General features: G+C 72.3%; 15 protein-coding genes. 11 read left to right on the top strand and 4 right to left on the bottom strand.

All coding sequences use genetic code 11. The annotated features are described in order from the left end of the window. Positions 1 to 89: 89 nt before the first annotated feature. Positions 90 to 779: an IclR family transcriptional regulator gene (locus FB467_RS11000; protein WP_211350593.1), complete on the bottom strand. Its 690-nt coding sequence runs from the start codon at positions 777 to 779 to the stop codon at positions 90 to 92. Positions 780 to 941: 162 nt separating this feature from the next. Between FB467_RS11000 and FB467_RS10995 the strand changes: the two genes are divergently transcribed. The 8 genes from FB467_RS10995 to FB467_RS10960 are packed head-to-tail and all read left to right on the top strand — an operon-like array spanning position 942 to position 9767. After that, a complete protein-coding gene (locus FB467_RS10995; protein WP_141785132.1) occupies positions 942 to 2156 on the top strand; it encodes an ABC transporter substrate-binding protein in 1215 nt (404 codons plus the stop codon). Positions 2157 to 2159: 3 nt separating this feature from the next. After that, complete coding sequence (locus FB467_RS10990; RefSeq protein ID WP_141785131.1) at positions 2160 to 3029, top strand: branched-chain amino acid ABC transporter permease; 870 nt, start codon at positions 2160 to 2162, stop codon at positions 3027 to 3029. Continuing rightward, positions 3029 to 4885, top strand: coding sequence for a branched-chain amino acid ABC transporter ATP-binding protein/permease (locus tag FB467_RS10985; protein ID WP_141785130.1), 1857 nt, complete (start codon positions 3029 to 3031; stop codon positions 4883 to 4885). Before FB467_RS10990 ends, FB467_RS10985 begins: the two co-directional genes overlap by 1 nt. After that, positions 4882 to 5610 (top strand): ABC transporter ATP-binding protein, encoded by a 729-nt coding sequence (locus tag FB467_RS10980; RefSeq protein WP_141785129.1) that lies wholly within the window; start codon positions 4882 to 4884, stop codon positions 5608 to 5610. Before FB467_RS10985 ends, FB467_RS10980 begins: the two co-directional genes overlap by 4 nt. Next, on the top strand, positions 5607 to 6566 hold the full coding sequence (locus tag FB467_RS10975) for an MBL fold metallo-hydrolase (protein ID WP_141785128.1): 960 nt from the start codon (positions 5607 to 5609) through the stop codon (positions 6564 to 6566). The genes FB467_RS10980 and FB467_RS10975 overlap by 4 nt, the downstream gene beginning before the upstream one ends. 4 nt (positions 6567 to 6570) lie before the next feature. Then, a complete protein-coding gene (locus FB467_RS10970; protein WP_228393017.1) occupies positions 6571 to 8202 on the top strand; it encodes an FAD-dependent monooxygenase in 1632 nt (543 codons plus the stop codon). A 9-nt stretch (positions 8203 to 8211) separates the two neighbouring features. Then, positions 8212 to 8880, top strand: a complete 669-nt coding sequence (locus FB467_RS10965; protein WP_141785127.1) for an MBL fold metallo-hydrolase — start codon at positions 8212 to 8214, stop codon at positions 8878 to 8880. Further along, positions 8874 to 9767, top strand: coding sequence for an EamA family transporter (locus FB467_RS10960; protein WP_141785126.1), 894 nt, complete (start codon positions 8874 to 8876; stop codon positions 9765 to 9767). Before FB467_RS10965 ends, FB467_RS10960 begins: the two co-directional genes overlap by 7 nt. Positions 9768 to 9843: 76 nt before the next feature. On the opposite strand, the gene uvrB is transcribed toward FB467_RS10960, so the two are convergent. Further along, positions 9844 to 11955, bottom strand: a complete 2112-nt coding sequence (gene uvrB / locus FB467_RS10955) for an excinuclease ABC subunit UvrB (RefSeq protein ID WP_141785125.1) — start codon at positions 11953 to 11955, stop codon at positions 9844 to 9846. Between the two features lie 10 nt (positions 11956 to 11965). Then, complete coding sequence (gene coaE, locus FB467_RS10950; RefSeq protein WP_141785124.1) at positions 11966 to 12892, bottom strand: dephospho-CoA kinase; 927 nt, start codon at positions 12890 to 12892, stop codon at positions 11966 to 11968. A gap of 60 nt (positions 12893 to 12952) precedes the next feature. Between coaE and FB467_RS10945 the strand changes: the two genes are divergently transcribed. After that, positions 12953 to 13708, top strand: coding sequence for an SDR family NAD(P)-dependent oxidoreductase (locus tag FB467_RS10945; RefSeq protein ID WP_141785123.1), 756 nt, complete (start codon positions 12953 to 12955; stop codon positions 13706 to 13708). Positions 13709 to 13838: 130 nt separating this feature from the next. Here the strand turns inward: FB467_RS10945 and rpsA are convergent, their stop codons facing one another. Continuing rightward, positions 13839 to 15314 carry a 30S ribosomal protein S1 gene (gene rpsA / locus FB467_RS10940; protein WP_141785122.1) on the bottom strand — a complete coding sequence of 492 codons (1476 nt, stop codon included), beginning with the start codon at positions 15312 to 15314 and terminating at the stop codon, positions 13839 to 13841. A gap of 183 nt (positions 15315 to 15497) precedes the next feature. On the opposite strand from rpsA, the gene FB467_RS10935 reads away from it, so the two are divergent. Both FB467_RS10935 and FB467_RS10930 read left to right on the top strand, forming a co-directional pair. Beyond that, positions 15498 to 16295 carry a class I SAM-dependent methyltransferase gene (locus tag FB467_RS10935; RefSeq protein ID WP_141785121.1) on the top strand — a complete coding sequence of 266 codons (798 nt, stop codon included), beginning with the start codon at positions 15498 to 15500 and terminating at the stop codon, positions 16293 to 16295. A gap of 151 nt (positions 16296 to 16446) precedes the next feature. Next, positions 16447 to 17793, top strand: coding sequence for an ABC transporter substrate-binding protein (locus FB467_RS10930; RefSeq protein ID WP_228393013.1), 1347 nt, complete (start codon positions 16447 to 16449; stop codon positions 17791 to 17793). Positions 17794 to 18005 lie beyond the last annotated feature (212 nt).

Genomic DNA, 18005 nt, shown 5'->3' with positions numbered 1-18005 from the left:
CCCACCGCCCGGTCGCGCGTCCGGTGCCCCTGGAGACCGCCACCTCACGCGTCCGGTGCCCCCTGGCAGCCGCCAGGTGACGCGTCCGGTCAGGCGAGGTCGGCGGCGATGCGGCGGGCGGTGTCGACGAGTGCGGGACCGAGGCGGGCGGGGTCGCCCTCGCCCGCGTAGACGACGGCGACGGCGTGCCGGCACTGGCCGTCGGCCTCGACGACCGGGGCTGCCACGGCGTGGTAGCCCGGGATCACCTCTCCCACGGAGGTGGCCCACCCGCGGGTGCGGGCCCTGGTGACCTCGGGGCGCTCCCCCGCGGCCTCGGGTCGTCCGGCGAGGATCGCCAGACCGGGAGCGCCGACCTCCAGACGGTGCCGCCCGCCGGGGCGGTAGGAGACGTGCGCCAGGCCGGTCTGCGGCTCCAGGACCAGGACCGTCACGGCGTCCTCGCCGTGGGCGGCCACCACGAAGGCGGTCATCCCGGTCTGCTCGGCGAGCCGTTCCAGGTGCGGGCGCGCGGCCGCCTGGAGCCGGGGCTCGAGCCGGCCGGCGAGCACGGCCAGTCCCCCGCCCGCCCCGTACCTGCCGTCGGGGTCCCGTTCCAGCAGGTCGTGGTGCGCCAGGGTGCGCACCAGGCGGTAGCAGATCGAGCGGTGCAACCCGCTGGCGGTCGCGATCTCGGCGACGGACAACGGGACCGGGGACGCGCACACGAGCGAGAGGAGTCGCAGCCCCCGGTCCAGGGTGCGCGAGCCCGACCCGTCCACCACGGGCTCGGGAAACACCGCGTCAATGGTTGTCATCGGCAGGGCGCCACCTTAGGTTTGGTTCTGCTATCGAAGTCGCCTGTTCGAATATAGAACGCCGAGGGTCCCACCTGCGAGCGTCCTGACCGGTCGGGCGGTGCCGGAGCTGGTCAAGGACGCCCACCCCTGAGGAGAAACCCCATGCGGAACCGCAAGTTCTGGAGCCTGGTCACGGTCGCTGCGCTGGCGGTCGGGGCCGCCGGTTGCGCCGAGGAGGACGGAGGTGGCGGCGACGACGGTGGCGGTGGCACCGCCGCGGGGGGCGGCGGCGAGGAGGAGTCCGGCCCGATCAAGATCGGGGTGGTCCTCGACATCACCGGTGCCGGCGCGAGCCTGGGGGTCGCCGAGCGCGAGACCATCGAGATGCTCGCCGAGCAGGTCAACGAGGACGGCGGGATCGACGGTCGCGAGGTCGAGGTCATCATCGAGGACAACCAGTCCACCGAGGACGGCGCGGCCAAGGCCACCAGCTCGCTGCTGTCGACCGAGGAGGTCGACATCCTGATCGGCGCCTCCCGCACCGGCCCCAGCCTGGCGATGCGGCCGCTGGCCGAGGACGCCGAGATCCCGATGATCTCGCTGGCCGCCAACCAGGCGATCATCGACGGCTCCGAGTGGGTCTTCAAGACCGCACAGAATGACCGGGTCGTGCTGGAGCGGATGGTCGACGACATGTCGGCCAAGGGCTACACCAAGGTCGCCATCGCCCGGGACGCCTCCGGCTTCGGTGAGGGGATCCCGGAGATGCTCGCCGAGATCGGGGAGGGCGCGGGGATCGAGATCGTCGCCCAGGAGAGCTTCGCCCCCGACGCGACGGACTTCACCGCGCAGATGGTGAACCTGCGCAACGCTGACGCCGACGCGGTCGTCATCTGGGGCATCCCGCCGGCCGCTGCCCTGGCGCAGAACGCCTACGTCCAGCTCGACGTCGGCGCGCCGGTCTACCAGTCGCACGGCATCGGCAACCAGGTGTTCCTGGACGAGGCCGGGGCCAACGCCGACGGCCTGCTCGCCCCGCTGGGCAGGATGCTGATCGCCGACCAGCTGGCCGACGACGACCCGCAGAAGGAGGTCGTCCAGACCTTCATCGCCGACTACACCGAGAAGTACGACAAGGCGCCGTCGACCTTCGCCGGGCACGCCTACGACGGGTTCATGATCGCGGTCGACGCCCTCGACGAGGTGGGCACCGACCCGCAGGCGCTGCGGGACCACCTGGAGAACGGCATCACCGACTGGCCCGGCATCTCCGGCGTCTTCACGATGAGCCCCGAGGACCACTCCGGCCTCACCAAGGAGGCCCTGATGATGGTGGAGGTCCAGGACGGCCAGTGGACGCTGGCCGAGGACCAGTAGTCGATGACCGACCTCCTCCAACTCGTCTTCTCGGGCCTGGCCCAGGGGTCGATCTACGGGCTGGCCGCGCTCGGCTTCGTGGCGATCTTCTCGGTCCGCGAGATCGTCAACCTGGCGCAGGGCGAGTACACCGCGCTGGCCGGGCTCGCCGCGATCAGCGGGGTCGCGGCGGGCCTGCCGCTGCTCGTGGCGATCCTGGTCGTGGTGCCGCTCGTAGTCCTCGTCTCGGTCCTCATCGAACGGGTCGCCATCGCCCCGGTCCGCCGGATGACTCCCCTGGTCTCGATCATCCTCACGCTGGGGGTGTCGACCGCGGTGAAAGCGGTCATGCTGCTCATCTGGGGACCAGAGGCACGCAGCCTGGCCCGCTTCCCCGGGTCCGACTTCACCCTCGCCGGGGTGAGCATCCGGGCCCAGGAGCTGTGGATCCTGGGGATCGCGGCGGCCGTTGGGTATGCCGTGGTGTGGTTCTACGAGCACACGGTCCGTGGCAAGGCGCTGCGGGCCTGTGCCGAGCAGCCCGTCGCCGCACGGCTGGTCGGCATCTCGCCGAAGAAGGCCACCATGATCGCCTTCGCCATCGCCGGCTTCGTCGGCGCGGTCGCCGGGGTGATCGGCGCGCCGATCTACTTCGCCTCCTGGGAGCACGGGCTGACCCTGGGGCTGAAGGGATTCGTCGCCGCCACCCTCGGCGGGCTGGTGTCCTTCCGGGTGGCCTTCGTCGGCGGGCTCATGCTCGGCGTGCTGGAGAACCTCGTCGCCTTCTACGGTGACACCGGCTTCCGGGACGCGGTGGCCTTCGTCGTGCTGGTGCTCGTCCTGGTCATCCGGCCGCAGGGCCTCGCGCTGCGCGGGACGGGGGTGCGGGTGTGATGGGCCGGCTCCGCGTCCTCGCCCCCTACCTCCTGCTCGCCGTCGTCCTGACCATCTTCCCGATGGTGGCCTCGACGAGCCTGGTCAACCTGGGCGTTTACGTCCTCATCTTCACCATCGCGGCCATCGGGCTGTCGTTGCTGATGGGCCTGGCCGGGCAGGTCAGCCTGGGCCACGCCGCGTTCTTCGCGGTGGGCGCCTACGCGCAGGCCATCCTGGTCACCCGCTACGAGGTGCCGATGTTGCTGGCGATCCCGGTCTCGGTGGCCGCCGCCATGCTGGTCGCCCTCCTGGTCGGGCTTCCGCTGCTCCGGCTCCGCGGCCACTTCCTGGCGCTGGCCACCCTCGGCCTGGGCATCATCGTCACGGTCACCGTCCGGGAGCTGGAGTACACCGGCGGGACCAGCGGCATCTACGGCATCCCCAAGCCGGACCTCGGCGGCCGGGTCTACAACACCCCGGCCGAGTACTTCTGGCTGCTCGCCCCGGTCGTCCTGGTCTCGCTCGCCCTCGCCGCCAAGCTCACCCGGTCGCGCACCGGGCGGGCGCTCGGCGCGGTCAACGACTCCGAGGTCGCGGCCGAGTGCCTGGGGGTGAACACGTTCGCGCTGCGGCTGCGGGTCTTCGTGCTCGCCGCCGGGTATGCCGGACTCGCCGGGGTCTTCTACGCCCACTGGCTGGCGGTGGTCAGCCCGGAGGCCGCGAACTTCCCGCTGTCTGTGTCCTTCCTGCTCATGGTGGTGCTCGGCGGCCTCGGGACGGTCTGGGGCGCGCTGACCGGGGCGATCGTGGTCGAGGCGCTCGACGAGGGGATGCGCGACCTGATCCCGCAGGTCATCCCGGGTGCCTCAGGCGAGGTGCAGCTGCTCGGTTTCGGCGTGGTCCTCGTGCTGGTCGTCATCCTGATGCCCGGCGGGCTCGCCCAGCTCTGGGAGACGGTCCGCGGCCGCCTGGCCGGCCGCTCCGCAGACCCGGGGGCAGACGAGCCGGACGACGCCCCCCTCGGGCCGGAGCTCGACGCCCTCCTGGCGGAGGCGGACGTGCCCGAACCGGGCGCCACCGTCCTCCAGGTCCAGGGCGTCACCAAGCGCTACGGCGGTGTCACGGCACTGTCCGAGCTCGACCTGCACGTCGAGGCCGGGGAGATCGTGGCCCTCATCGGCCCGAACGGCGCCGGCAAGACGACCGCGTTCAACATCATCACCGGCGTGCTCCCGCCCACCGACGGCCAGGTGGAGGTGCGCGGCACCCCCGTCACCGGCCAGCAGCCGCACGTCGTGGCCGGGCTGGGCGCCACCCGGACCTTCCAGAACCTCCAGGTCTTCGGCTCCACCACGGTCCGCGGCAACATCCAGGTGGCCCGGCACCTGCGGAGCCGGGCCGGGGTGGTCCGCGGCATGCTCGGCCTGGACCTGGCCGAGGAACACACCATCGCCCGGGACTCCGACCGGGTGCTGACCGCAGTGGGGCTGGGCCACCAGGCCGAGCGTCCGATCACGGCGCTGTCCTTCGGGCAGCAGCGCCAGGTGGAGGTCGCCCGGGCGCTGGCCCTGGCACCCACCGTGTTGCTCCTCGACGAGCCGATGGCCGGGCTGTCCGGCGCCGAGCGGGAGCACCTGTCGGCGATGCTGCGCCGGGTCCGCGAGGCGGGCATCGCCGTGCTCCTGGTCGAGCACGACGTCGGGGCCGTGATGGCCCTCGCCGACCGGGTGGCGGTGCTGGACGACGGCGTGCTGATCGCCCTCGGCACCCCGGCCGAGGTGCGGGTCAACCCGGCCGTGGTGGCCGCCTACCTCGGGGTGGACGACGAGGACCAGCAGGTCGTCCAGGCCGCGGCCGAGGAGGTCCAGCAATGAGTCTGGTCGTCACGGGGCTGCGCGCCTCCTACGAACGGCTCGAGGTGCTGCACGGCCTCGAGCTCCAGGTCGAGCCCGGGGAGATCCTGGCCGTCGTCGGGGCCAACGGTGCCGGCAAGACCACCCTGCTCCGGACGGTCAGCGGGCTGCTCCGTCCCCAGGCGGGCACCGTCACCCTCAGCGGCAGGGACATCACCGGGATGGGCGCCGAGCAGATCGCCGGCCTGGGCCTGGCCCACGTGCCGGAGAACCGCTTGGTCTTCCCGTCCCTCACCGTCGAGGACAACCTGACCCTGGGGGCGTGGACCCGCCGCAAGGGCGGCAACACCGCGGCGATGAAGGCCGAGGTGCTCGACCTGTTCCCCCGGCTGACCGACCGGCTCCGGCTGCAGGCCGGGGCGCTGTCCGGTGGCGAGCAGCAGATGCTGGCGATGGGCCGGGCGATGATGGCCGAGCCCGAGGTCGTGGTGCTCGACGAACCGAGCCTGGGGCTGGCGCCCCGGGTCGTCGGTGAGATCATCACCGCACTGGCCCACCTGCGGGACGCCCGGCAGCTGGCCGTCCTGCTCGTCGAGCAGAACATCCGGGCCGCCTTCAAGGTGGCCGACCGCGCGGTGGTGATGGACCGCGGTGAGATCGTCACCGAGGGCACCCCGCAGGAACTGAGCGCCGACGAGCGGGTCCAGGCGGCCTACCTCGGCGGCACGACTGGAGGAGACCGATGAGCAAGCCGTTCGCATCGTCCGCGGACCTGACCGAGAAGACCGAGACGCTGGAGGTCCTGGCCGACGGCGTCTACGCGCTGACCGCCGAGGGGGACCCGAACGTCGGGGCGATCGAGGGTGAGGACTTCGTGGTGGCCTTCGAGGCCCGCGCCACGCCCGCGGCGGCCCGCGACTGGCTGGCCCAGCTGCGCGAGCACACCGACAAGCCGGTCCGCTACCTCGTGCTGTCCCACTACCACGCGGTGCGGGTGCTCGGCGCCAGCGCCTTCGACGCCGCCGAGACGATCATGCACGAGACCACCCGGCACCTGGTGGAGGAGCGTGGCCAGCAGGACTGGGACAGCGAGTTCGGCCGGATGCCGAGGCTGTTCAAGGACCCCGAGGAGATCCCCGGCCTGACCCGCCCCTCGCTGACCTTCTCCGACGAGCTGACCATCCCGCTCGGCGGCGACCGCGGCGACCTGGTGCTGAAGTTCTGCGGACGGGGCCACACCGAGGGCGACATCGTGGCCTTCGTCCCCAAGCACGGCGTGCTCTTCGCCGGCGACCTGGTGGAGGCCGAGGCGGCACTCTACACCGGTGACGCCTTCCACCACGACTGGATGGGCGCCACCCTGGACCGGGTCGCCGAGTTCGGGGCGACCTCCCTGGTCGGCGGCCGGGGCGCGGTCGCCCAGGGCGCGGACGCCGTGCAGGCCGCGATCGGCCAGACCCGGCACTTCATCCAGGTCATGGTCGAGCAGGTCACCGCCGTGCACGACCGCGGTGGCAGCCTCAAGGAGGCCTTCGACGCCAGCCACGCCGCGATGGTCGAGGAGTACGGCCGGTGGCCGATCTTCGAGCACTGCCTGCCGTTCGACGTCTCCCGCGTGTGGGACGAGCTGGAGGGCATCGAACGCCCCGTCATCTGGACGGCCGAGCGGGACCGCGAGGTCTGGGCCCAGCTGCAGGGCTGAGGAGGTGAGGGCAACGCGGCCGCCGCTGCACGACATACCGGTCCTGACCGGACCGGAGCACACCGTCCTCGTCCTCGGCAACGGCCCGGTCGGCCAGACCGCGGCCCTCCTGCTGGCCCGGTGGGGGGTGCCGGTGGTCCTGCTGGACAGCCGCACCCACCGGGACCCGGTGGGCAGCAAGGCGATCTGCCAACAGCGCGACGTCCTCGATGTGTGGTCCTGGGTCGGGGCGGGGGCGATCGCCGAGGAGGGACTGACCTGGCACACCGCCCGGACCTTCTACCGCGACCAGGAGCTGTTCAGCGTCGAGCTGCTCGACCCGGGCCGGTCCCCCCTGCCGCCGTTCGTCAACCTCTCCCAGTGCCGCAGCGAGGAGATCCTCGACGGGTTGATCGCCGACCAGCCGCTGATCGAGGTCCGCTGGTCGCACGAGGTCACCGGGCTGGTCCAGGACGACTCCGGGGTGCGGGTCACCTGCCGCACGCCCTCCGGTGAGACCGAGCTGCACGGCGCGTATGCCGTGGCCGCCGGCGGTGCGCGCGGCTCCGCCCTCAGGTCGATGCTGGGGGTCGGGTTCCCGGGACGCAGCTTCGAGGACGCCTTCCTGATCTGCGACATCCGGGCCGACCTGCCCGGCTGGGAGCAGGAGCGCCGATTCTACTTCGACCCCGAGTGGAACCCGGGCCGGCAGGTGCTCATCCACCCCTGCCCGGACTCCGTCTTCCGGATCGACTGGCAGGTCGAGCCGGAGTTCGACCTGGCGGCGGCGCGCGCCGACGGGTCGCTGGACACCCGGATCCGCCAGATCATCGGCGAGCGCGACTACGAGGTGGTCTGGTCCTCCCTCTACCGGTTCCACTCGCGGATCACCACGGCGATGCGGGTCGACCGGGTGCTGCTGGCCGGGGACCTGGCCCACCTGGTCGCCCCGTTCGGCGCCCGCGGCCTCAACTCCGGGGTCGGCGACGCCGACAACGTCGCGTGGAAGTTGGCCTTCGTGCTGCACGGGTGGGCGCCCCCGGCACTGTTGGACAGCTACGAGCACGAGCGCGGCGCCGCCGCCCGGGAGAACCTCGAGGTGACCACGGCCACGATGGACTTCCTGGTCCCGCAGGACGAGGCCGCCCACGCCCGGCGGCACGAGATCCTGCAGGCCTCCCTCACCGACCCCGCCGCGCGTGCGCGCGTCGACTCCGGCCGGCTCTCCGAGCCCTTCTGGTATGTCGACAGTCCCCTCACCACGCCCGATCCCGAGCGGCCGTGGCCGGGTCGGCCACCGCGGGGCCACCCGGCCGAGCCGGTCCCGGGTGTGGTGCTGCCCGACGCGCCGGTGGAGTGGCCGGGCCGCCCGGACCTCACCCGGATGCGCGAGGTGGTCCGCGGGGCGGTCACCGTCCTGGCGCCCGAGGACCGGCACGAGGCGGTGCGGGCCGTCCTGGAGGAAACCCTCTCCCCCGCGGTGCCGCGCCAGGTGCTCGACCTGGCGCGGGTCGATACCACCGGGGCGGTCCGGGAGGGGCTGCGCAGCGCGGACGACGACCTGTGGGTGGTCCGGCCGGACGCGTTCCTGGCCGCCCGGGCGACGGACCTCGCGCAGGTCCGGGAGGCTGTCGGGCGGGCCCTGGCGCGTGCCTAGACTGGCGCCATGTCCAGCACCGCACAGTCCTGTCACGTGGAGCCCGGCGGCCCGGCGTGGCTCGCCAACCTCGGCAACGCCATCGTGCGCAAGCGCAGCGTCTCCGAGGAGGACAACAACGCCTACCTGATCACCTGCCGCCGCACCGGCGAGCAGTTGCTGATCGACGCGGCCGACCGGGCCGAGGACGTGCTCGACCTTGTCGACTCCGGCTCCGGGCAGCTGCAGCTCGTGGTCACGACGCACCAGCACTGGGACCACCACCGCGCCCTCCGCGCGGTCGTGGACCGGCACACCCCCGCCACGGCCGCGGGAGCCAACGACGCGGACGCGCTGCCGGTACCCCCCGACACCCGGCTCGCGCACGGCGACACGCTCACCGTCGGCGACCTGACCCTGGACGTCGTCGCGCTGCGCGGCCACACCCCCGGGTCCGTGGCGCTCGCGCTCCGCGACGGCGCCGGCGGCACCCACCTGTTCACCGGCGACAGCCTCTTCCCCGGTGGACCGGGCAAGACCTGGAGCCCGGAGGACTTCGGCTCGCTGATGGACGACCTGGAAGCGCGCATCTTCGGGGTGTACCCGGACGACACCGTCGTACACCCCGGGCACGGCGACAGCACCACCCTGGGGGCCGAGCGGCCGTCCCTGCCCGAGTGGCGCGACCGGGGATGGTGACACCCGGGCGCGGAGCACCCTCCGCGCGCGGACTGGCCCGGGTCGACCCGGTCCTGCTGGTCCTGGTCTCGATCGTCTCCGTCCAGTTCGGCGGGGCCCTGGCCGCCACGCTGCTCCCGCTGATCGGCGTCGTCGGCTCGGTCACCCTGCGGCTGGGACTCTCCGCGGCGCTGCTCCTGCTCGTCGTCCGGCCGCGCCTGCGCGGCCGGGAGCGGGCCGACTGGGCCGTCGTCGCCGCCTTCGCCGCCGCCCTGACCTGCATGAACCTGGCGTTCTACGCCTCGCTGGAGCGGCTCCCGATCGGGGTCGCGGTCACCATCGAGTTCATCGGCCCGCTCACCCTGGCCGCCTTCACCTCCCGACGCGGACGGGACATCGCGGCCGTCGGGGGCGCCGTCGTCGGCGTGCTCCTCATCTCGGAGGCGCTCACCGTCCCGTGGGCCGAGCTGGACCTGGTCGGCATCCTGATGGCCCTCCTCGCCGGGGCCTGTTGGGCGGGGTACATCCTGCTCAGCGGGCGCACCGGCGCCCGGTTCGAGGGCCTGGACGGGATGGCGATCTGCCTGACGATCGGCGCCGTGGTGCTCCTGCCGTTCGGCATCTGGACGGCCGGCACCGACCTGTGGTCCAGCGAGGCGCTGCTCCGGGGCGCGGGCATCGCCCTGCTGTCCAGCGCCATCCCCTACTCCCTCGAGCTGGTGGCCCTGCGCCGGATGGCCGCCGGGGTGTTCGGCGTCCTGCTCAGCCTCGAGCCCGCCGCCGCAGCACTGGCCGGCCTGCTGGTGCTCGAGCAGTCGCTGGAGGCGCTCCAGCTCGTCGGCATGGCGCTGGTCGTCGTGGCCAGCATCCTGGTGCTCGGGCGGCCCCGCACCCAGGTCCGCGACTGAGCCGCGGCGCCCGGCGGCGGAGGCACCCCACGGGGCCACCAGACGGTCCACCGCAGTCCCGTCGTGCGGACAGCCCTCAGCCGGTGGCCTCGCGCATCTGCCGCAGCTCCTTCTTCAGATCCGAGATCTCGTCGCGCAACCGGGCCGCGAGCTCGAAGTGCAGGTCCGTGGCGGCCGCGTGCATCTGGTCGGTGAGCTCGTGGATCAGCTCGGCCAGCTCGGTGGCCGGCATCGAGTCGGTGTCCCGCGCCCCGGACGCCACGCCGGCGTCGGCGGCGACCGTCGCGCCGGTGGGCCGGCCGCCCTTGCCGCGGGACTGGTTGCGTCCGCTGCCCATCAGCGCCTCGGTGTCGGCGTCCTCGCGCTGCAGCATGTCGGTGATGTCCGCGATCCGCTTGCGCAGCGGGGTCGGGTCCACGCCGTTGGCCTTGTTGTAGGCCAGCTGCTTGGCCCGGCGCCGGTCGGTCTCGTCCAGCGCGTCCTGCATCGACGGGGTGACCCGGTCGGCATACATGTGCACCTGGCCGGACACGTTGCGGGCGGCCCGGCCGATCGTCTGGATCAGGGACCGGGTCGAGCGCAGGAAGCCCTCCTTGTCGGCGTCCAGGATGCTCACCAAGGAGACCTCGGGCAGGTCCAGGCCCTCGCGCAGCAGGTTGATCCCGACGAGGACGTCGTGCTCACCGGTCCGCAGCCCGCGGAGCAGCTCCACCCGGCGCAGCGTGTCCACCTCGGAGTGCAGGTAGCGCACCCGCACCCCCTTCTCCAGCAGGTAGTCGGTCAGGTCCTCGGCCATCTTCTTGGTCAGCGTGGTGACCAGGACGCGCTCGTTCTTCTCCACCCGCTCGTTGATCTCGTGCAGCAGGTCGTCGATCTGGCCCTTGGTCGGCTTGAGCACCACCTCGGGGTCCACCAGGCCGGTGGGCCGGATGATCTGCTCGACGACGCCGTCGGCCTTGGCCATCTCGTAGTCCCCGGGGGTGGCGGACAGGTAGACGGTCTGCCCGATCCGGTCCAGGAACTCCTCCCACTTCAGCGGCCGGTTGTCCATCGCGCTGGGCAGCCGGAAGCCGTGGTCGACGAGGGTGCGCTTGCGGGACATGTCCCCCTCGTACATCGCGCCGATCTGCGGCACGGTGACGTGAGACTCGTCGATGACCAGGAGGAAGTCCTCCGGGAAGTAGTCGAGCAGGCAGTTCGGGGCCGACCCGCGCTCCCGGCCGTCGATGTGCAGGGAGTAGTTCTCGATGCCCGAGCAGGACCCGACCTGGCGCATCATCTCCACGTCGTAGGTGGTCCGCATCCGCAGCCGCTGGGCCTCCAGCAGCTTGCCCTCCCGCTCGAAGACGGCCAGCTGCTCGGCCAGCTCGGCCTCGATGCCGCCGATCGCGCGCTCCATCCGCTCCGGGCCGGCCACGTAGTGCGAGGCCGGGAAGACGTACATCTCCTGCTCCTCCCGCACGACCTCCCCGGTCAGCGGGTTCAGCGTGTAGAGCCGGTCGATCTCGTCGCCGAAGAACTCGATCCGGACCGCGAGCTCTTCGTACTGCGGGATGATCTCGACGGTGTCGCCGCGGACCCGGAAGGTACCCCGGGTGAAGGCCATGTCGTTGCGGGAGTACTGCATCTCCACGAACCTGCGCAACAGCGCGTCCCGGTCGACCTCCTGCCCCACGGTGAGGCGCGCCATCCGGTCGACGTACTCCTGCGGGGTGCCCAGGCCGTAGATGCAGGACACCGAGGCCACGACGACCGCGTCGCGCCGGGTCAGCAGCGAGTTGGTCGCGGAGTGCCGCAGCCGCTCGACCTCGTCGTTGATCGAGGAGTCCTTCTCGATGTAGGTGTCCGTCTGCGGGACGTAGGCCTCGGGCTGGTAGTAGTCGTAGTAGCTGACGAAGTACTCGACCGCGTTGTGCGGCAACAGCTCCCGGAACTCGTTGGCCAGCTGGGCCGCGAGCGTCTTGTTCGGTGCCATCACCAGGGTCGGTCGCTGCACCTGCTCCAGCAGCCAGGCGGTGGTCGCCGACTTGCCGGTGCCGGTGGCGCCGAGTAGGACGACGTTCTGCTCGCCGGCGTTGATCCGCGCGGCGAGGTCGGCGATCGCGGTCGGCTGGTCACCGCTCGGGGAGAACTCAGAGACCACCTCAAAGGGTGCCACCGTGCGCTGGAGGTCGGTCGTGGGACGCATGGCACCGACGCTACGCCGACCCACCGACAGAGCGCGCATCGGGACCGTGCAGCACCACCATCGCCAGCCGACCGGGGTCGGCCGCTGCGTGCTCGTGCTCGCCCACCGCGGGGAACCCACCGCGCCGCAGCCGGCGCCGCAGGGCGGGGTCGCAGGGGTCGGGCACCTGGATCTCGCTGCGCACGAAGGTCCCGTCGAAGGTATGCCGTGAGGCGGCCGGCTGCTCCCCCACCAGGTGGGCGAGACGGCCCGCCACCCGGTCCGCACGGGTCGCGAGGTCCTCGCCGGGCGTGGGCGGCACGAGGTCCTCAACCCGGGCCGCGCGACGTCGCCCGAGGTTGGCGCCCAGCGGGGCCAACCGTTCGGCATACAGCTGGTCCACCTGTGCCTGCAGGTCCGCCGGGGACCCCTCGTTGTCGAGCCAGACGTCGGCGACCGCCCGCCGGGCGGCGTCGTCGGCCTGCGTCCCCATCCGGGAGCGCGCCTCCTCCGGGTCCATCCCCCGCGTCCGGACCAGGCGCTCCACCCGCGTCTCCTCGCTGGCGCCGACCAGCACCACCAGGTGGTATGCCGGGGCGTAGCCGAGCTCCACGAGCAGCGGGACGTCGTGCACCACGATGCTGTCGTCGGGCAACTGGTTCCGCAGGGCGGCCGTGCGCTCCCGGACCAGCGGGTGGGTGATCGCCTCGAGGTCCCGGCGGGCGGCCGGGTCGGCGAACACGATCCGGCCCAGTGCGGGACGGTCCAGCGCCCCCGAGTCGTCGAGGACCCCCGCGCCGAAGCGCTCCACCACCCGGGTCAGGCCCGGGGTGTCGGGCTCCACCACCTCCCGGGCGATCCGGTCGGCGTCCAGCACCACCGCCCCGAGCTCGGCCAGCCTCCCCGAGACCGTCGACTTGCCCGAGCCGATCCCGCCGGTCAATCCGATCCACAGCATCCTGGCAGCCTAGCCGGGAGGCACCTCCGGGGGCGCGGCGCCGCTGCCTACCATGGGCCCATGGGACGACGCATCATCGTGACCGGCGGCGGGACCGGCATCGGACGGGCGATCGGCGCCCGGCTGCTGGCGGGGTGCGAGGAGATGGTGCTCGTGGGGCGCCGTCGGGGCGTGCTCGAGGACGCGGCCGACGCGCTGCGGACCCTGGCCGGGGACGGGACCGAGGTCACCGTCGCGGCCTGTGACCTGGCCGATCCGGCACAGGTCGGCGACCTGGCCGGAGCGTTGCGTGCCGGACCCACGATCGACGTCCTGGTGGCCAACGCCGGGGGCAACTTCGGGCAGGCCGCGGGCGACGACCCGGCCGACGTCGCGCGGGCCTGGCGGGCCGACTTCGAGGGCAACGTCCTCACCGCCGTGCTGCTCACCCAGGCGCTCCTGCCGCACCTGACCCGTCCCGGCGCGCGCGTGGTGGCGATGAGCTCCATCGCGGCGCTCCGCGGGAACGGCTCGTACGGCGCGGCGAAGGCGGCCGTCAACGCCTGGGTGCTCTCCCTGGCGACCCAGGTGGCCCCCGACGGCATCACGGTCAACGCGGTGGCTCCGGGCTTCGTCCCGGACACGCCCTTCTGGCACGACCGCCTCGCCGCCGACCCGGCCGCCTACGAGAGCCGGCTCCGGCCGATCCCGATGGGCCGGGCCGGCACCGTCGAGGAGGTGGCGGCCGCGGTGGACTACCTGGCCTCGGCCGACGCGGGATGGACGACCGGCCAGATCCTGCAGGTCAACGGCGGCACCCTCCTCGGCCGCGGCTGACCCGGCCCGGCCCGGCCGGGCACGGCACGGGCTGCGGCCGGCGCTGAGCGACGCACGCGGACGCACGGAGGCCCGGCTCCCCCGAGGGGAACCGGGCCTCACGGCATACCGGGCGGTTGCCCGGCCGAGCTCAGTTGCCGGTGAGCTTCTCGCGGAGCGCGGCCAGCGCCTCGTCGGAGGCGAGGGTGCCGGTGGCCTCCTGCGGGGCGGCCGGGGTGGCCGGCTCGGAGCCCGAGGAGTAGGACGCCGCGGCGGAGGTGGCGACATCGCCGGCCTCGACCTCGGCCTCGGCGGCGGCCTCGACCTGGGCGCGGTGGGCCTCCCAGCGCTCGTGGGCGTCGGCGTACTCCTTCTCCCACTTCTCGCGCTGGGCCTCGAAGCCCTCGAGCCACTCGTTGGTCTCCGGGTCGAAGCCCTCGGGGTACTTGTAGTTCCCCTCCTCGTCGTACTCGGCGGCCATGCCGTAGAGGGTCGGGTCGAACTCGGCGGTGACCGCCTCGTTGGCCTGCTTCAGCGACAGCGAGATGCGGCGCCGCTCCAGGTCGATGTCGATGACCTTGACGAAGATGTCACCGCCCACCTGGACGACCTGCTCCGGCAGCTCCACGTGGCGCTCGGCCAGCTCGGAGATGTGGACCAGACCCTCGATGCCGTCCTCGACACGGACGAACGCACCGAACGGCACCAGCTTGGTGACCTTGCCCGGCACGACCTGCCCGATGGCGTGGGTGCGCGCGAAGTGCTGCCACGGGTCCTCCTGGGTCGCCTTCAGCGACAGGGAGACGCGCTCGCGGTCCATGTCGACGTCCAGGACCTCGACGGTGACCTCGTTGCCGACCTCGACGACCTCGCCCGGGTGGTCGATGTGCTTCCAGGACAGCTCGGAGACGTGCACCAGGCCGTCGACGCCACCGCCCAGGTCGACGAATGCACCGAAGTTGACGATGCTGCTGACGACACCGGAGCGGACCTGGCCCTTGGCCAGTTCCTTGAGGAAGGTGGTGCGGACCTCGGACTGGGTCTGCTCCAGCCAGGCGCGGCGGGACAGGACCACGTTGTTGCGGTTCTTGTCCAGCTCGATGATCTTGGCCTCGATCTCCTTGCCGACGTACGGCTGGAGGTCGCGGACCCGGCGCATCTCGACCAGGGAGGCCGGCAGGAAGCCGCGCAGCCCGATGTCCAGGATCAGGCCGCCCTTGACGACCTCGATGACGGTGCCAGTGACGACCCCGTCCTCTTCCTTGACCTGCTCGATGGAGCCCCAGGCGCGCTCGTACTGGGCGCGCTTCTTGGACAGGATGAGGCGGCCTTCCTTGTCCTCCTTCTGGAGGACCAAGGCCTCGACCTCGTCGCCGACGGTGACGACCTCGGACGGGTCGACGTCGTGCTTGATGGCCAGCTCGCGCGAGGGGATGACGCCCTCGGTCTTGTAGCCGATGTCGAGCAGGACCTCGTCCCGGTCGACCTTGACGATGACACCCTCGACGATGTCGCCGTCGTTGAAGTTCTTGATCGTTGCATCGATCGCTGCGAGCAGCTCTTCCTCAGACCCGATGTCGTTGATCGCGATCTGGGGGCTGGCCTTCTCGGCCGCAGTGGCAGTCATGTAGTAGGGACTCCGATTGGTTGGCATAGTGTGTGGCAGACCGTCCCCTGCCGGGTCGGGTCCACCGGGGTGGACTGGTGTTCAGGCACGCGTGAGCACACGCGATGCGCCCATTGAGCCTACCCGGGCGCCTCCACCGGGTCAATCTCGGGGTCCCCTTCCCGGGGTGCGACACTGACCGCCATGCCGGACTCCGTGAGCAGGCGCCCCGCCGACCAGGCCGAGAGCGTCCGGGCGAGCCGTTCCTGGTGGGACGCCGAGGCCGCCGACTACTACCAGGAGCACGGCCCGTTGCTGCGCGACGCGGACCTGATGTGGGGCCCGGAGGGGATCTACGAGTCCGACCTCGGGCTGCTCGGGGACCTGGCCGGCCGGGACGTCCTGGAGTTCGGGGCCGGCGCCGCCCAGGGCAGCCGGTGGTGCGCCGCGCAGGGCGCCCGGGTCGTGGCCAGCGACGTCTCCGGCGCGATGCTCCGCCAGGGCACCGCGCTGGACGCCGGCCGCGACACCCGGCCGGCCGGCTACGTGGAGTGTGACGCGGCGGCACTCCCGTTCGCCGGCGCGTCCTTCGACGTCGTCTTCTCCGCCTACGGCGCCCTCCCCTTCGTCGCCGACTCCGCCGGCCTGCTGCGGGAGGTCGCGCGGGTGCTGCGCCCCGGGGGCCGCACCGTCTTCTCGGTCACCCACCCGTTCCGCTGGGCGCTGCCGGACGCTCCGGGGCCCGAGGGGTTGCGGGTGAGCCACTCCTACTTCGACCGCTCCCCCTACGTCGAGCAGGACGCCGCCGGACGGGCGCTGTATGTCGAGCACCACCGGACCGTCGGTGACCGGGTCCGCGAGATGGTCGGGGCCGGGCTCGTGCTGGAGGACCTCCTGGAACCGGAGTGGCCCGCGGCCGCGGAGCACGTCTGGGGTGGCTGGTCCCCGTTGCGGGGACGCCTCGTCCCGGGGACCGCGATCTTTTCCGCCCGACGCCCCTGACCTGCGGCGGACCCCGCCTCCCCCACAGGTCACATGTTGATCACAACGGTCCCAATCGGCTGCTCGCCCGACTAGGGTTTGGGCCACACACACCGGTGCGTGGACGCGCGCCGGTCCCGTCGAGAGGGATGCGATGCGTAGGAAGAGGCACTTGAAGGCTGTCGCGGCACTGTCCGCGATCGCTCTGGTCGCCGCGTGCGGCGGTACGGACGACGAGGGCGACGACGAGACCTCGCAGGAACAGACGACCGACGAAGGCGCCGACGACGGCGCTGGCGACACCGGCGACGAGGCCGAGGAGACGGAGGGCAGCGACGAGGCGGCCCCGCCGCCCGCCGACGCGCCGGCCGACTTCACCCTCGGCTACGTGCTCCCCGAGACCGGTCAGCTCGCCCCGCTGGGTCCGCCCCAGTTCGCCGGTGTCGGCCTGGCGATCCAGGACATCAACGACGCCGGTGGCGTGCTCGGTGCCCAGGTGCCCGACGCGATCGCCGGTGACGAGGCCGGCCAGGACTCCGTGGCGCAGGCGTCCGCGGACCGCATCCTCGGCGAGGGCGTGAGCGGCATCATCGGTGCGGCCGCCTCCGGCATGTCGCTGGCCATCGTCGACCGGGTGACCGGCGCCGGTGTGATGCAGTGCTCCGGGTCCAACACGGCCCCGACGTTCACCGACCTCGACGACAATGGCCTCTACATCCGCACGGCGCCCTCGGACGCCCTGCAGGGTCCGGTGCTGGCCAACCTGATCGTCGAGGACGGCTGGACCAACGTCGCGCTCGTGGCCCGTGCCGACGACTACGGCCAGGGTCTGGCGGACGCCACCGCGTCCTCGCTGGAGAACGCTGGTGCGTCGGTCGCCCTGAACGAGACCTACGACCCGAACGCCACGAACTTCGACGGCACCATCCAGGCGGTCGTGTCGGCGAACCCCGACGCGGTCGTGGTGATCGGCTTCGAGGAGGGCGAGCAGATCCTGCAGGGTCTGATCGAGGAGGGCTTCGGTCCCAGCGAGGTCGGCGTCTACACCACCGACGGTCTGCGCAACCCGGACCTGGCCAACAGCATCGGCGGCGGCGACCCGACCGTGCTCGCCGGGCTGAAGGGCACCGCCCCGGCGTCCGCCGAGAACGCCGACTTCCTGGCCTCCCTCGCGGAGTTCGCACCGGACCTGGGTGACAACACCCAGTTCGCCCCGCAGGTCTACGACTGCGTCGTGACGATGGCGCTGGCCGCCGAGGCCGCCGGGTCCGCCGACCCGGAGGACTTCAAGGCCGAGGTCGTCAACGTGACCCGGGACGGTGAGGTCTGCACCTCCTACGAGGAGTGCAAGGGCATGATCGCCGACGGCGTCGACATCGACTACGACGGCGTCAGCGGTCCGCTGGACTTCGTTGACGCGGGCGAGCCCGGCAAGGCCACCATCGAGATCTACGGCTTCAACGACGCCGGCGAGTTCGAGTCGATCGACTCGGTGGAGTCCAACCCCGCCGAAGAGTGATCCGCACCACCGGTCGGCCCGTCTGACCGCAGCGACCTGGCCCGGTCCCCGAGTTCGTCTCGGGGGCCGGGCCAGTTTCGTGTGCGGGCTCCGGCGGCGTTCCACCCCCACCGAACGCGTGACCGGGCGGCGTTCCACCCCCACCGAACGCGTGACCGGGCGGTCCTAGACCGCCACCGAACGCGCGATCTGGCGGCCAGAGGCGCCGCAGC

Origin of the sequence: Ornithinicoccus hortensis (genome assembly GCF_006716185.1) — a bacterium.
Classification (GTDB): domain Bacteria; phylum Actinomycetota; class Actinomycetes; order Actinomycetales; family Dermatophilaceae; genus Ornithinicoccus; species Ornithinicoccus hortensis.
The sequence above is the reverse complement of the archived record's forward strand: the minus strand, read 5'-3'. Positions and strand labels throughout refer to the sequence as shown.

Bases quoted from the DNA above. Each gene is read 5' to 3' on its own strand.
- FB467_RS10985 (WP_141785130.1), top strand. From the start codon at position 3,029: ATGGGCCGGCTCCGCGTCCTCGCCCCCTACCTCCTGCTCGCCGTCGTC.
- uvrB (WP_141785125.1), bottom strand. From the start codon at position 11,955: ATGCGTCCCACGACCGACCTCCAGCGCACGGTGGCACCCTTTGAGGTG.
- coaE (WP_141785124.1), bottom strand. From the start codon at position 12,892: ATGCTGTGGATCGGATTGACCGGCGGGATCGGCTCGGGCAAGTCGACG.
- rpsA (WP_141785122.1), bottom strand. From the start codon at position 15,314: ATGACTGCCACTGCGGCCGAGAAGGCCAGCCCCCAGATCGCGATCAAC.
- FB467_RS10975 (WP_141785128.1), top strand. From the start codon at position 5,607: ATGAGCAAGCCGTTCGCATCGTCCGCGGACCTGACCGAGAAGACCGAG.
- FB467_RS10980 (WP_141785129.1), top strand. From the start codon at position 4,882: ATGAGTCTGGTCGTCACGGGGCTGCGCGCCTCCTACGAACGGCTCGAG.
- FB467_RS10965 (WP_141785127.1), top strand. From the start codon at position 8,212: ATGTCCAGCACCGCACAGTCCTGTCACGTGGAGCCCGGCGGCCCGGCG.
- FB467_RS10935 (WP_141785121.1), top strand. From the start codon at position 15,498: ATGCCGGACTCCGTGAGCAGGCGCCCCGCCGACCAGGCCGAGAGCGTC.
- FB467_RS10990 (WP_141785131.1), top strand. From the start codon at position 2,160: ATGACCGACCTCCTCCAACTCGTCTTCTCGGGCCTGGCCCAGGGGTCG.
- FB467_RS10960 (WP_141785126.1), top strand. From the start codon at position 8,874: ATGGTGACACCCGGGCGCGGAGCACCCTCCGCGCGCGGACTGGCCCGG.
- FB467_RS10995 (WP_141785132.1), top strand. From the start codon at position 942: ATGCGGAACCGCAAGTTCTGGAGCCTGGTCACGGTCGCTGCGCTGGCG.
- FB467_RS10945 (WP_141785123.1), top strand. From the start codon at position 12,953: ATGGGACGACGCATCATCGTGACCGGCGGCGGGACCGGCATCGGACGG.